The organism is Streptomyces thioluteus, assembly GCF_039535865.1.
On the sequence record NZ_BAAAXZ010000035.1, the window covers coordinates 1 to 14,783 of the forward strand.

The 14,783-nt window shown below is 68.2% G+C and carries 6 protein-coding genes and 3 rRNA genes; 6 read left to right on the forward strand and 3 right to left on the reverse strand.

The features are described 5' to 3' along the window. Positions 1-44 precede the first annotated feature (44 nt). Complete coding sequence (locus tag ABD794_RS04770) at positions 45-989, reverse strand: LLM class flavin-dependent oxidoreductase (protein ID WP_344961042.1); 945 nt, start codon at positions 987-989, stop codon at positions 45-47. Positions 990-1,109: 120 nt separating this feature from the next. Between ABD794_RS04770 and ABD794_RS04775 the strand changes: the two genes are divergently transcribed. Further along, a complete protein-coding gene (locus ABD794_RS04775) occupies positions 1,110-3,902 on the forward strand; it encodes an AAA family ATPase (protein ID WP_344961043.1) in 2,793 nt (930 codons plus the stop codon). A 39-nt stretch (positions 3,903-3,941) separates the two neighbouring features. Next, the gene (locus tag ABD794_RS04780) at positions 3,942-4,904 is read left to right on the forward strand and encodes an NADP-dependent oxidoreductase (RefSeq protein WP_344961044.1); all 963 of its coding nucleotides are present in this window, start codon (positions 3,942-3,944) and stop codon (positions 4,902-4,904) included. Positions 4,905-4,933: 29 nt separating this feature from the next. Here ABD794_RS04780 and ABD794_RS04785 read toward each other — a convergent pair whose 3' ends face one another. Then, positions 4,934-6,445 (reverse strand): SulP family inorganic anion transporter, encoded by a 1,512-nt coding sequence (locus tag ABD794_RS04785; RefSeq protein WP_425585923.1) that lies wholly within the window; start codon positions 6,443-6,445, stop codon positions 4,934-4,936. A gap of 642 nt (positions 6,446-7,087) precedes the next feature. Between ABD794_RS04785 and proC the strand changes: the two genes are divergently transcribed. Beyond that, positions 7,088-7,897 carry a pyrroline-5-carboxylate reductase gene (gene proC, locus ABD794_RS04790; RefSeq protein WP_344961047.1) on the forward strand — a complete coding sequence of 270 codons (810 nt, stop codon included), beginning with the start codon at positions 7,088-7,090 and terminating at the stop codon, positions 7,895-7,897. A 10-nt stretch (positions 7,898-7,907) separates the two neighbouring features. Here proC and trpS read toward each other — a convergent pair whose 3' ends face one another. Continuing rightward, complete coding sequence (gene trpS / locus ABD794_RS04795) at positions 7,908-8,906, reverse strand: tryptophan--tRNA ligase (protein ID WP_344961048.1); 999 nt, start codon at positions 8,904-8,906, stop codon at positions 7,908-7,910. Between the two features lie 741 nt (positions 8,907-9,647). Here trpS and ABD794_RS04800 point away from each other — a divergent pair. The 3 genes from ABD794_RS04800 (at position 9,648) to rrf (ending at position 14,765) form a co-directional block, all read left to right on the forward strand. Next, positions 9,648-11,171, forward strand: a 16S ribosomal RNA gene (locus ABD794_RS04800). Positions 11,172-11,446: 275 nt separating this feature from the next. Beyond that, positions 11,447-14,570: ribosomal RNA gene (locus ABD794_RS04805) — 23S ribosomal RNA — on the forward strand. Positions 14,571-14,648: 78 nt separating this feature from the next. Further along, positions 14,649-14,765, forward strand: a 5S ribosomal RNA gene (rrf, locus tag ABD794_RS04810). Together the 16S, 23S and 5S rRNA genes form the textbook arrangement of a ribosomal RNA operon. Positions 14,766-14,783: the final 18 nt, after the last annotated feature.

Consider the following 14,783-nt stretch of genomic DNA (forward strand, 5'->3'; position numbering starts at 1 on the left):
GGTAAACGATCCGGGCCCTACGGCTTTTCTGCGTTTCAGGGCATTTAAGGCAGGAGAGCCACCGCCTCCGCCAGCAGCTCGTACTGCTTCCGCCAGGAACGGTCGTAGGTGCTGAATACGATCCGATCCGCGCCGGCCGATGCGAATTCCACGATCCGCTCCGCCGCCTGCTCCGGGCTTCCCTCGACGACCATGGCGTCGGCCCGTTCCTCCGTGAGCCCGAAGGCATTGGCTGCGGTCCGCGTCGGATTCGGGCCGCCCGGCCTTTCGACGTCATCGCCGAGCCCAAATGGCTGGGCCACGGTCACCCCGGGCACGGGCCGACCGAGGGCCTCGGCATGTTCACGGAGCCGATCGACTCCCTCCACCAGCCACTCCGGAGAGGCGAGCGCCGGGAACCAGTGGTCGCCGTACCGGACAGCTCGCTCAAGAGCCGCCTCGTTCTCGCCGCCGACGAGCAGCGGCGGCACCTCGGCCGGCACGGTCAGCCTCAATTCCGGCTGTGCAGGGTCGAGTCGGCCCGGCTCGCCGCTCATCGCCCCGGGCAGTCGGGAGAGCATCTCGTCGAGGCGGGCATCGCGCTCCTCGAAGGGATTGCCCGTTGCCCGCCAGGCCGTCGGGTCCTTCAGACCACCGCGCCAACGGGCCCAGGCGCTGTCCCCGGCATCGACGCCGACGAGGAGCCGACCGCCGGAGAGGTACTGGAGCGTGGCCAGTCGCTGGGCCAGTCCGGGCAGCGGGTGCAGCGCGGGCACCAGCGCCGCGGTGCCGAGCCGCAGCCGTGTCGTGACGGCGGCCGCGCTGCCCAGCACCAGCAGGGGATCGAGCATCGGGCAGCGTCCGGTCAACAGATCGCTGGTCCACAGGGATTCGAAGCCGAGCTCCTCGGCGAGGCGGGCCGCTTCCGCGGTCTCCCCGGGGGCGGCCGCCGGGTCGAGGGTGAGGGCCGGTGCGAAGACGCCGATCGTGATGCGAGTCGTTCGTGTCATGGTCCAGAACGTAGTCTGCCCAGGTCAGGCCCCGAATCCGTAGGACTACGGGGCTGACCCGCGGGATTGCGGGAGTGAAGGACTGCCGGGGCATGTCGAGCGAGGCCGGGGGGCCGTCGAGTGGTGCTGTACGGACGGGAAGCGGAACACGCCGCCGTCGCCGGGCTGTTGGCGCGTGCGTGGGAGGGACGCGGCGGCGCCCTGCTGGTGCGCGGCGTGGCCGGGATCGGTAAATCGGAGCTGCTGGCCGAGGCGGCCCGGCGGGCCAGGACGGCGGGGAGCGAGGTGCGCGTCCTGCGCACCACGGGCACCGAGGCCGAGTCCGTCCTGCCCTTCGCCGGGCTGCACCTGCTGCTGCGTCCGGTGCTGACGGAGGACCGGCTGGCGGCCCTCCCCGGTCCCCAATCCAGCGCGCTGCGCGGGGCGTTCGGGCTGGCCGAGGCATCGCCGGAGGACCGTTTCCGCATCGGTCTCGCTGTGCTCACCCTGCTCTCCGACCTCGCCGCCGAGCAGCCGTTGCTGTGCCTGGTCGACGACTTCCAGTGGCTGGACCCCTCCTCCGCGGAGACGCTGCTGTTCACCGCGCGCCGGCTCGGCGACGAGCGCGTCGCCCTTCTCCTGGCGGCCCGCGACGACCTGCCCGACGACGGCGGGCCGTCGCCCGCGCCGGGCGTGCCCGAGCTGCGGCTCGCCTCGCTCGCCCCGGGGGCCGCCGCCGAACTCCTCGCCGACCGGGCGCCGGACCTCGCGGACGGGGTGCGGGCCACGGTCGTCGAGCGGTCGGCCGGGCACCCCCTCTCGCTCGTGGAGACGGTGCGGTCGCTCACCCCCGCGCAGCGCGCGGGCGCCGCCCCGATTCCGGCCGAACTCCCCGTTCCGGCCCGCCTGTTGGAGGGATACCGGGCCCGCATCGAGGGGCTGGGAACGGCCCGTACCGCGCTGCTCGTCGCCGCTGCCGAGAGCGGCGGTGAGCTGCGTACCGTCCTCGCGGCCGCCCGCGCGCTCGGTGCCGGCCCCGAGGATCTGCGGACGGCCGAACGCGCGGGGCTCGTCACGCTCACCGACGCCGCGGTCGCCTTCCGGCACCCCCTCGTCCTCGCGGCCGCCTACCAGGGGGCCGACCCCGCCGAGCGGGCGGCCGCGCACCGGGCGCTCGCGGGGGCCGACGACGCCGGGCGGGATCCGGACCGTACCGCCTGGCACCTGGCCGCGGCCGCCGCCGGGCCGGACGAGGAGGTGGCCGCCCGGCTCGACCGCGCCGGCGAATCGGCCTGGGAACGCGGCGCGTTCGCCGCCTCGGCCGCCGCCCATCGCCGGGCCTCGGAGCTCAGCCCGCTGTCGTTCGACCGCGCGCGACGCCTGCTGTCGGCCGCGCAGGTGTCCGTGGTGACGGGGCGGATCGCGCAGGCCGACCGGCTGGCGCGGCAGGCGCTGGAGCTGACGGAGGACCGGACGCTGCGTGCCTGGCTGGGCATGGTGCGGGGCGCCGTCGAGGACGCGGGCGGTAACCCGCGCACCGCGGCGTACCTCCTGCTCGACCACGCCGAGCCGTTGGCCGGCAGTGATCCCGGCCCCGTCGTGCCGATGCTGGTGCTCGCCGCGCGCAGCGCGTGGGCGGCGGGGGACGGGGCGCTGATCGGACGGGTCGCCGCGGTCGCGTCCGGCGTGCGGCCCGGGCGCCCGGCGACGGCGGCGCTGTCGGCGTTGGCGGGGCTCGTCTCGGGTGTGTCGGCGGGCGGATCCGGCGTCAACGGGCCCATGGCGGCGTTGCGTTCGTTCGTCGACGAGATCCGTGGGCACAACCCCGACTCCCATCTCCTCCGCCTGCTGGCCGTCGACTGTGCCGTTCTGCTCGGCGACGACGAGGCGGTCCTCGGGCTCGCCACCGCCGAGGCCGCCCGCTGCCTCGCGCGCAGTACCGTCCTGTCGCTGCCGGAGGTGCTGCGGCCGCTCGGCGACGTGCAGGTGGCGACCGGGCGCGCGCGGGAGGCGGCCGCGACGGCGGCGGAGGCCGAGGACACGGCCTGTTCGACGGCGGACGCGGCCGGCCCGGCCGGGCCCCTGCCGGCCCGCCGGCTGACGGCCGTCGCGGACCGCATCGCCGCCCGCGTCGCGGCGCTCGCCGGTGACGAGGAGAAGTGCCGCGCGGCGCTGGAGCGTTCGGCCGACGAGGACTCCGCGGCCGTCCTCGCCCTGCTCGACCTCGGGCTGGGCCGTCCGGAGCGGGCCCTGCGCCGGTTCGAGGACGCCCTCCGCGGCGGCCCGGTCGCGGCGGTCGTGCTGCTGCCGGCCACCGGTGACCTGGTGGAGGCCGCCGTGCGGGCCGGTGTCCCGGAGCGGGCGGCCGGGCCGCTGGCCGCCTTCACGGCCTGGGCCGAGGCGGGCGGGCAGCCCTGGGCCGCCGCCGTCGCCCTGCGCTGTGCGGCGCTGACCGGACCCGAAGAGGCCGCGGAGGAGCGGTACGCGGCGGCGCTCGACCGGCATCGGGCCGCCGGCCGGCCGTTCGAGGGGGCCCGTACGGAACTGCTGTACGGGGAGTGGCTGCGACGGGCGCGGCGGCGGACCGAGGCCCGTCCGCTGTTGCGGAACGCGCTGGAGGCGTTCGAGCGCCTGGGCGCCGTGCCGTGGGCCGAACGCGCCCGCGGGGAGCTGCGGGCAGTGGGCGAGACGGCGTCGGCCGCGCCCGAGGCACGGCCCGACCCGCTGGCGGCCCTGACGCCCCAGGAGCGCCAGGTGGTCCGTCTCGCCGCGGCCGGGACCAGCAACCGCGACATCGCCGCCCGGCTCTTCCTCAGCCCGCGGACCGTCGAGTACCACCTGTACAAGGCGTATCCGAAGCTCGGCGTCGGATCGCGACGCGAACTCGCGGCGCTGGCCGGGGGGTTCGAGGAGTCGCCCGCCGACCTCCCGTAGTCCTACGGATTCGCCCCGGGGCCCCCGCTCCTTACGGTCGTGACCAGTGCAGACGGCGGTACGGAGTACGGACGAGGAGAGCGGATCATGAGTCGAGCGGTGCTGTTCCACGAGCCCGGGGGCCCGGAGGTGCTGCGGGCGGAGGACGTCGAGGAGCCGCAGGCCGGCCCGGGGCAGGTGCGGGTCCGGGTGCGGGCGGCCGGCGTCCAGCCGTACGACTGCGCGGTGCGCGCCGGCTGGACGCCGCCGGGCGTCTCCGGGTCGCTGCCGCGCATCCCGGGCAACGAGTTCGCCGGGGTGATCGACCAGGTCGGCCCGGGTGTCACCGACTGGGCGCCCGGGGACGAGGTGCTGGGCTTCGGTCAGCTCGGGGCGTACGCGGAACTGATCGTTTCGCCGGCCGACCAGGTGACCCGGAAGCCCGCCACGATGCCCTGGGAGGTCGCGGGCGGCTTCACCGCCGGGACGCAGACCGCGCACATCGCCCTGGAGGTGATCGCTCCGCGCGAGGGCGAGGTCCTGCTGGTGCACGGCGCGGCCGGATCGGTGGGCGGCGCGGCCGTCCAACTGGCGCGCGCCGCGGGCGCGGTGGTCATCGGCACCGCGCGCGAGGCCAACCACGCGTACCTGCGGGCCCTGGGCGCGCTCCCCGTCGCCTACGGCGAGGGGCTCGTCGAACGGATCCGGGAGCTGGCGCCGCGGAGGGTCGACTGCGTCCTCGACGGCGCGGGCGGGGAGGCGTTCGACCTGTCGCTGGGCCTGGTGGCCGACCGGAGCCGGATGCTGACCCTCGTCGAGCACGAGCGGGCGGCGGCGGCCGGGGTGCGGACCACTCCGCCCGCCCGCTCGGCGGCCCGGCTGGCCGGGCTCGCCGAACGGTACGCGCGCGGTGAACTCGCCTGGCACGTAAGGGCCGTCTATCCGCTCGACCGCGCCGCGGACGCGCAGCGCGACGTCGAGAGCGGGCACGGGCGCGGCAAGGTGGTGCTGCGCGTCGGCTGAAGGGGCCTGGAAGGTCTGAAGGCGCAGGGTCAGACGGGCATCATGCCGCCGTCCTCGAACAGCACGGTGTGCCGGCCGGCCCAGTCGTCCAGCGCCTGCCGGCAGGCCCGGTCCATGTAGCGCAGGCCGCGGAGGTCCAGCTCGACGACGTTCCGCCCGGGCCGGGTCAGCGAGTCCAGCTCGTCCAGCAGCTTCGGCAGCCGCAGGAAGGTGGCGTTGCCGATGATGCGGGCCCGGACGAAGCCGTCGCCGGCCCGTACGGTCTCCACGCGCACCTGGGACATCTCCCAGGCGACCTTGAAGGTCGCCAGCGCCAGGCCGATGACGACGCCCTCGAAGAGGTTGGTCACCACGATCGCCGTGGTGGTGGCGAGCAGGACGGCGGCCTCGCCGCGGTGGCCCTGCCACAGCCGGCCCAACTCCCGCCCCGGGAGCAGCTTCCAGCCCGAGTGCACCAGCACTCCCGCGAGCGCGGCGACCGGGATCGTCTCCAGCGCCCAGGGCAGCAGCGTCACGAAGACCAGCAGCCACAGCCCGTGCAGCACGCGCGCCGCCTTCGTCCGCGCGCCCGCCCGGACGTTGGCCGAGCTGCGCACGATGACCGCGGTCAGGGGCAGGGCGCCGAGCATGCCGCACACGGTGTTGCCGGCGCCCTGGGCGATGAGCTCCTTGTCGTAGTCCGTGCGGGGGCCGCCGTGCATCCGGTCGACGGCGGCGGCGCCGAACAGCGCCTCGGCGGAGGCGATCAGGGCGAACGCCAGGACCGTGCCCAGGACGCCCATCTCGCCCAGCCGGAAGAAGTCGCTCCCGTCCGGCGGCTCGACCGCTTCGAGCAGACCGTTCACCCGGACCCGGTCCACGGGCAGGTCCAGCGCGGCCACCGCGGCCGTCGCCAGCGCGACCGCGGCCAGCGGCGCGGGGAGCACGCGGGCCCCGCGCCGCCAGCGTGGCCACAGCGCGAGGACGGCCACCGTGCCGCTGCCGATGGTGAGGGCGATCAGCGCCGACGGCGATTCGAGCGTCTCGGTCAGCAGCAGGGCGAGACCGCCGAGCTTCTCCAGGCCGCCCGCGGGCGTGTTGGCGTCCGCGAGCTTGTAGAGCTGGCCGGAGATCAGGACGACGCCGATGCCCGCGAGCATGCCCTGCACCACCGCCGCGGAGACCGCCCGGAACCAGCGGCCCATCCGCAGCAGGCCCATCGCGACCTGGACGACGCCGGTGGCGAGCACCAGCACGCCGAGCGCCCCCACGCCGTACTCGCGGACGGCCTCGTACACGAGCGCGGTGAGCCCGGCGGCGGGCCCGCTGACCTGCAGGCTGCTGCCCGGCAGCAGCCCGGTCAGCAGGCCGCCGACGATTCCGGTGACCAGCCCCAGTTCCACCGGGACGCCGGACGCGACGGCGATCCCCGCGGAGAGCGGGACGGCTATGAGGAAGACGACGAGCGACGCGGAGAAGTCGGTGCGGAAGCCGGCCGGGAGGACGGTGCGCGAGACGGCGGTCAGGACGGGGCCGAGGACTTTGCGCTTCACGGGCTGCATGGGCTTCACAGGCTTCACGGGCTTCCTGGGCTTCATGGGAGACGCCTCCAGCGCCCCGGACGCGCACACCGCGCGCCGGGGACAAAGTTCCGTCAAGGGACGAGTACGGGCGGGCGGATCGGGCAGCCTGTACGGGTCGTCGGCCTGGGGGTCGGCCCGGCCTCGGCCGGTGCGGGCTGTCGTGGACACGGACGCTCGGGGGCGGGTCACGATGCGGAAGGCCGCGTAACGGGCGGGGAGCCGCGTAACGGGCGGGGAGGGGAAGCGGGCCGGGACGGACGTCGGCTGGACGTTCGCACGGCGCCCACGGACGGGGGTGCGTCCCTGCCTCCTCCTGCATCCTGCCGCGAACACCCGATCACAGTCTGTCCAAAGGGCCAGGCCCATGGGCCGGACGGAGTGTTACCACGATGTAAACGCCGGATCGGGCTGTCGGAAGAGCTACCTCCGTTCGCTCCGGCGGGCGCCGGGCACCACACGCCCCTTCCGCGCGCGGTCGCCCCGCTGCCGCGCGCGTCCCGCCCCCTGCCACCCGGCACGGACCGCACGCCGCCGGACGAGGTGCGAAGATGACCGGATGGCCGGCCCACCGGACCGCCGGCCGACCGCCCCGAAGCCCAGCGCAGCGAAAAGGTGAGCACCGTGGCCCAGACAGTCGCCGTCCTCGGGACCGGAAAGATCGGGGAAGCGCTGCTCAGCGGAATGATCCGGGCCGGCTGGAAGCCCGCCGACCTGCTGTGCACGGCACGCCGCGCCGAGCGCGCCGAGGCCCTCCGCGACCGCTACGGCGTCGAGGTCGTCGGCAACGCCGACGCCGCCAAGCGCGCCGACACCCTGATCCTGGCCGTCAAGCCGCAGGACATGGCGACCCTCCTCGACGAGCTCGCCCCGCACCTGCCCGCCGACCGGCTCGTCATCAGCGCGGCGGCCGGCGTCCCCACCGCCTTCTTCGAGGAGCGGCTCCCGGCGGGCACCCCCGTCGTCCGCGTCATGCCCAACACCCCCGTCCTCGTCGACGAGGGCATGTCGGTCATCTCCGGCGGCACCCACGCCACCGAGGACCACCTGCTGCGCACCGAGGCGATCTTCAAGCCGGTCGGCAAGACGCTGCGCGTCCCCGAGTCCCAGCAGGACGCGGCGACCGCCCTCTCCGGCTCCGGCCCCGCGTACTTCTACTTCCTCGTCGAGGCCATGACCGACGCCGGCATCCTCCTCGGCCTGCCCAGGGACAAGGCCCACGACCTCATCGTCCAGGCCGCCATCGGCGCCGCCGTGATGCTCCGCGACAGCGGCGAACACCCCGTCAAGCTCCGCGAGGCGGTCACCTCCCCCGCCGGCACCACGATCAACGCCATCCGTGAGCTGGAGAAGCACGGGGTGCGGCACGCCCTCATCGCCGCCCTGGAGGCCGCCCGCGACCGCAGCCGCGAGCTGGCCTCCGGGACCGGCTGACCCTTCCTCTTCACCCTGCCGGGAGCAGGCCGATCGCCCGGTACGCCGCGTCGACGGTCGGCCGCGCCAGCTCCCGCGCCCGCCGGGCGCCCTCCCGCAGGACGCCGTCCACGTACGCCGGATCGGCGGCCAGCTCCGCGTGCCGCTCGCGCACCGGACGCAGCAGCTCCACCACCGCGTCGGCGGTGTCCTTCTTCAACGCCCCGTACGAGGAGTAGCCCGCGGCCAGCTCCTCCGGCTCCTTGCCGGTGCAGGCCGCCAGCAGCTCCAGCAGGTTCGTCACCCCGGGCTTCGCCGTCCGGTCGTGCACGACCTCGGACCCGCTGTCGGTCACTGCGCGCATCACCTTCCGGCGCACCACGTCCGCCTCGTCGAGCAGGTAGACGATCCCCGACGTCTCGGCGTGCGACTTGCCCATCTTCGACGTCGGGTCCTGGAGGTCCATGACCCGCGCGGCGACCTGCGGGAGCACGGCCCTGGGCACGACGAACGTCTGCCCGTACCGCTGGTTGAAGCGGACTGCCAGGTCGCGGGTCAGCTCGACGTGCTGCGCCTGGTCGTCGCCGACCGGCACCTCGTCCGCCCCATAGGCGAGGATGTCCGCCGCCATCAGCACGGGATAGGTGAGCAGCGACAGCCGCACGCTGCCGCCGGTCTCCCGCTCGCGCGCCGACTTCTCCTTGTACTGGATCATCCGGCGCATCTCGCCGTCGGACGCCGTGCACTCCAGGAGGTAGGAGAGGCGGGTGTGCTCGTCGACGTGGCTCTGGACGAAGAGGTTGCAGAGGGCGGGGTCCAGTCCCGCGGCGAGCAGGAGGGTGGCCGCCTGGCGGCTGAGCCGGCGGACCCGGGCGGGGTCGTGGTCCACGGTCAGCGCGTGCAGATCGACCACGCAGAAGAGTGCATCGGCCCGGTGCTGGTCCGTCTCGACCCACTGCCGCACCGCACCGAGGTAGTTGCCCAGGGTGAGGTGGCCGGTCGGTTTGATGCCGCTGAAGATGCGCGTCATGGGGAGGTTCGTCTCCTCGGTCTTGTCTCGGTCGAGGGACCACCGCCACGGACAGCAAAAACGGCCGCCGAGGCGGCGGCCGTGGGATGCGTGCGCGAGCTGCGCGAAGGGGTGGCCGCCGTCAGGCGGGCCACCACTGGCGCTTGCGCACGTGCTGGGTCATGGCCCCGACCGTACGCCCCCGAATCCGCTTGCGCCACGGGTTTGATCGGGGTTACGGGCTCGTGTAGGGTTCTTCGAGTTGCCACGGCGTCCGCGAGGAAGCCGGGGCGGCGTTTCACGCCAGCTCGGCGGGATCCACTACTGCACGGCCCCTGAACGGGATGAATTTCGGCATGCCGGAATTCGGTCCGAGACTCCGATTAGGAGTCGCCGGGGAAATCCGCTAAAGTAGTGATCACGCCGGAAGGCGCGAAACACCCCGCTCCAACAGGGGGCCGGAAACGGAATTCGGACCGGAAACGGAACGGAAAACGGATCTGGTAAGGTTGGAAACACCGAAGGGAAGCGCCCGGAGGAAAGCCGAGACCGAGTCTCGGTGAGTACGAAGGAAGCGTCCGTTCCTTGAGAACTCAACAGCGTGCCAAAAGTCAACGCCAGACTATAAAACAACCCCGTCCCGGCCGTTCGGTTGGGATGAGGTTCCTTTGAAAAACACAGCGAGGACGCTGTGAACGGCCGGGCTTATTCCGCCTGGCTGTTCCGCTCAACGCGAGTGTTGAACCCGATTACGGGTAAACATTCACGGAGAGTTTGATCCTGGCTCAGGACGAACGCTGGCGGCGTGCTTAACACATGCAAGTCGAACGATGAAGCCTTTCGGGGTGGATTAGTGGCGAACGGGTGAGTAACACGTGGGCAATCTGCCCTGCACTCTGGGACAAGCCCTGGAAACGGGGTCTAATACCGGATATTACCTTCGAGCGCATGCTTGAGGGTGGAAAGCTCCGGCGGTGCAGGATGAGCCCGCGGCCTATCAGCTTGTTGGTGGGGTGATGGCCTACCAAGGCGACGACGGGTAGCCGGCCTGAGAGGGCGACCGGCCACACTGGGACTGAGACACGGCCCAGACTCCTACGGGAGGCAGCAGTGGGGAATATTGCACAATGGGCGAAAGCCTGATGCAGCGACGCCGCGTGAGGGATGACGGCCTTCGGGTTGTAAACCTCTTTCAGCAGGGAAGAAGCGAAAGTGACGGTACCTGCAGAAGAAGCGCCGGCTAACTACGTGCCAGCAGCCGCGGTAATACGTAGGGCGCAAGCGTTGTCCGGAATTATTGGGCGTAAAGAGCTCGTAGGCGGCTTGTCGCGTCGGATGTGAAAGCCCGGGGCTTAACCCCGGGTCTGCATTCGATACGGGCAGGCTAGAGTTCGGTAGGGGAGATCGGAATTCCTGGTGTAGCGGTGAAATGCGCAGATATCAGGAGGAACACCGGTGGCGAAGGCGGATCTCTGGGCCGATACTGACGCTGAGGAGCGAAAGCGTGGGGAGCGAACAGGATTAGATACCCTGGTAGTCCACGCCGTAAACGTTGGGCACTAGGTGTGGGCGACATTCCACGTCGTCCGTGCCGCAGCTAACGCATTAAGTGCCCCGCCTGGGGAGTACGGCCGCAAGGCTAAAACTCAAAGGAATTGACGGGGGCCCGCACAAGCAGCGGAGCATGTGGCTTAATTCGACGCAACGCGAAGAACCTTACCAAGGCTTGACATACACCGGAAACGGCCAGAGATGGTCGCCCCCTTGTGGTCGGTGTACAGGTGGTGCATGGCTGTCGTCAGCTCGTGTCGTGAGATGTTGGGTTAAGTCCCGCAACGAGCGCAACCCTTGTTCTGTGTTGCCAGCATGCCTTTCGGGGTGATGGGGACTCACAGGAGACTGCCGGGGTCAACTCGGAGGAAGGTGGGGACGACGTCAAGTCATCATGCCCCTTATGTCTTGGGCTGCACACGTGCTACAATGGCCGGTACAATGAGCTGCGATGCCGTGAGGTGGAGCGAATCTCAAAAAGCCGGTCTCAGTTCGGATTGGGGTCTGCAACTCGACCCCATGAAGTTGGAGTTGCTAGTAATCGCAGATCAGCATTGCTGCGGTGAATACGTTCCCGGGCCTTGTACACACCGCCCGTCACGTCACGAAAGTCGGTAACACCCGAAGCCGGTGGCCCAACCCTTGTGGAGGGAGCCGTCGAAGGTGGGACTGGCGATTGGGACGAAGTCGTAACAAGGTAGCCGTACCGGAAGGTGCGGCTGGATCACCTCCTTTCTAAGGAGCATATAGCCGACTGCAGACAAACGTTCTGCACGGTTGCTCATGGGTGGAACGTTGACTATTCGGCACGATGGGTGAGGGTTCGCTAGTACTGCTTCGGCGTGGAACGTGAATGTGAACTGGTCGTGTCGGGCACGCTGTTGGGTGTCTGAGGGTACGAGCGTGAGCTTGTTGCCTTCTGTACTGGCCCCGGTAAAGGTCTGCTTCGGCGGGTTGTGACGGGTGGCTGGTCGTTGTTTGAGAACTGCACAGTGGACGCGAGCATCTGTGGCCAAGTTTTTAAGGGCGCACGGTGGATGCCTTGGCACCAGGAACCGATGAAGGACGTGGGAGGCCGCGATAGGCCCCGGGGAGCTGTCAACCGAGCTGTGATCCGGGGGTGTCCGAATGGGGAAACCCGGCAGTCGTCATGGGCTGTCACCCGCTGCTGAACACATAGGCAGTGTGGAGGGAACGCGGGGAAGTGAAACATCTCAGTACCCGCAGGAAGAGAAAACAACCGTGATTCCGGGAGTAGTGGCGAGCGAAACTGGATGAGGCCAAACCTATGGCGTGTGATACCCGGCAGGGGTTGCGTCGTGGGGGTTGTGGGATCTCTCTTCTGTCGTCTGCCGGCGACAGGACGAGTCAGAAACCGTAGTGATAGGCGAAGGACATGCGAAAGGTCCGGCGTAGAGGGTAAGACCCCCGTAGCTGAAATCATTGCGGCTCGTTTGAGAGACACCCAAGTAGCACGGGGCCCGAGAAATCCCGTGTGAATCTGGCGGGACCACCCGTTAAGCCTAAATATTCCCTGGTGACCGATAGCGGATAGTACCGTGAGGGAATGGTGAAAAGTACCGCGGGAGCGGAGTGAAATAGTACCTGAAACCGTGTGCCTACAAGCCGTGGGAGCGTCGCACAAGGAGCTTGCTTCTTGTGTCGTGACTGCGTGCCTTTTGAAGAATGAGCCTGCGAGTTTGCGGTGTGTTGCGAGGTTAACCCGTGTGGGGAAGCCGTAGCGAAAGCGAGTCCGAATAGGGCGGTTGAGTAGCGCGCCCAAGACCCGAAGCGGAGTGATCTAGCCATGGGCAGGTTGAAGCGGAGGTAAGACTTCGTGGAGGACCGAACCCACCAGGGTTGAAAACCTGGGGGATGACCTGTGGTTAGGGGTGAAAGGCCAATCAAACTCCGTGATAGCTGGTTCTCCCCGAAATGCATTTAGGTGCAGCGTCGTGTGTTTCTTGCCGGAGGTAGAGCACTGGATAGGCGATGGGCCCTACCGGGTTACTGACCTTAGCCAAACTCCGAATGCCGGTAAGTGAGAGCGCGGCAGTGAGACTGTGGGGGATAAGCTCCATGGTCGAGAGGGAAACAGCCCAGAGCATCGACTAAGGCCCCTAAGCGTACGCTAAGTGGGAAAGGATGTGGAGTCGCAGAGACAACCAGGAGGTTGGCTTAGAAGCAGCCACCCTTGAAAGAGTGCGTAATAGCTCACTGGTCAAGTGATTCCGCGCCGACAATGTAGCGGGGCTCAAGCGTACCGCCGAAGTCGTGTCATTGCAGTACATACCCCCAACGGGGACTGTGATGGGTAGGGGAGCGTCGTGTGCCGGGTGAAGCAGCCGCGGAAGCGAGTTGTGGACGGTTCACGAGTGAGAATGCAGGCATGAGTAGCGATACACACGTGGGAAACGTGTGCGCCGATTGACTAAGGGTTCCTGGGTCAAGCTGATCTGCCCAGGGTAAGTCGGGACCTAAGGCGAGGCCGACAGGCGTAGTCGATGGACAACCGGTTGATATTCCGGTACCCGCTTTGAAACGCCCAATATCGAATCAGGCGATGCTAAGTCCGTGAAGCCGTCCTGGACCCTTCGGGGAAAGGGAAGTGGTGGAGCCGACGGACCAGACTTGTAGTAGGTAAGCGATGGGGTGACGCAGGAAGGTAGTCCAGCCCGGGCGGTGGTTGTCCCGGGGTAAGGGTGTAGGCCGTGTGGTAGGTAAATCCGTCACACGTTAAGGCTGAGACCTGATGCCGAGCCGATTGTGGTGAAGTGGATGATCCTATGCTGTCGAGAAAAGCCTCTAGCGAGTTTCATGGCGGCCCGTACCCTAAACCGACTCAGGTGGTCAGGTAGAGAATACCGAGGCGTTCGGGTGAACTATGGTTAAGGAACTCGGCAAAATGCCCCCGTAACTTCGGGAGAAGGGGGGCCATGTCTGGTGATGAGTCTTGCACTCTGAGCTGGGTGTGGCCGCAGAGACCAGCGAGAAGCGACTGTTTACTAAAAACACAGGTCCGTGCGAAGCCGTAAGGCGATGTATACGGACTGACGCCTGCCCGGTGCTGGAACGTTAAGGGGACCGGTTAGCTTGGATTCGTCCAGGCGAAGCTGAGAACTTAAGCGCCAGTAAACGGCGGTGGTAACTATAACCATCCTAAGGTAGCGAAATTCCTTGTCGGGTAAGTTCCGACCTGCACGAATGGCGTAACGACTTCTCGACTGTCTCAACCATAGGCCCGGTGAAATTGCACTACGAGTAAAGATGCTCGTTTCGCGCAGCAGGACGGAAAGACCCCGGGACCTTTACTATAGCTTGATATTGGTGTTCGGTTCGGCTTGTGTAGGATAGGTGGGAGACTGTGAAGCATGCACGCCAGTGTGTGTGGAGTCGTCGTTGAAATACCACTCTGGTCGTGCTGGATGTCTAACCTGGGTCCGTGATCCGGATCAGGGACAGTGTCTGGTGGGTAGTTTAACTGGGGCGGTTGCCTCCTAAAGAGTAACGGAGGCGCCCAAAGGTTCCCTCAGCCTGGTTGGCAATCAGGTGTTGAGTGTAAGTGCACAAGGGAGCTTGACTGTGAGACCGACGGGTCGAGCAGGGACGAAAGTCGGGACTAGTGATCCGGCGGTGGCTTGTGGAAGCGCCGTCGCTCAACGGATAAAAGGTACCCCGGGGATAACAGGCTGATCTTCCCCAAGAGTCCATATCGACGGGATGGTTTGGCACCTCGATGTCGGCTCGTCGCATCCTGGGGCTGGAGTCGGTCCCAAGGGTTGGGCTGTTCGCCCATTAAAGCGGTACGCGAGCTGGGTTTAGAACGTCGTGAGACAGTTCGGTCCCTATCCGCTGTGCGCGTAGGAGTCTTGAGAAGGGCTGTCCCTAGTACGAGAGGACCGGGACGGACGAACCTCTGGTGTGCCAGTTGTTCTGCCAAGGGCATGGCTGGTTGGCTACGTTCGGGAGGGATAACCGCTGAAAGCATCTAAGCGGGAAGCCTGCTTCGAGATGAGGACTCCCACCCACTTGATGGGGTAAGGCTCCCAGTAGACGACTGGGTTGATAGGCCAGATATGGAAGCCTGGTAACGGGTGGAGTTGACTGGTACTAATAGGCCGAGGGCTTGTCCTCAGTTGCTCGCGTCCACTGTGTTGGTTCTGAAACCACGAACAACCAAAAGTGCCGGTTGTTGATAATGTTTCATAGTGTTTCGGTGGTCATAGCGTTAGGGAAACGCCCGGTTACATTTCGAACCCGGAAGCTAAGCCTTTCAGCGCCGATGGTACTGCATGGGGGACCGTGTGGGAGAGTAGGACGCCGCCGAACTATTTTTGATAAAGCCGT

Coding starts and splice junctions, on each gene's coding strand:
- trpS (WP_344961048.1), bottom strand. CDS start 8,906: ATGACGCGCATCTTCAGCGGCATCAAACCGACCGGCCACCTCACCCTG.
- ABD794_RS04770 (WP_344961042.1), bottom strand. CDS start 989: ATGACACGAACGACTCGCATCACGATCGGCGTCTTCGCACCGGCCCTC.
- ABD794_RS04785 (WP_425585923.1), bottom strand. CDS start 6,445: ATGCAGCCCGTGAAGCGCAAAGTCCTCGGCCCCGTCCTGACCGCCGTC.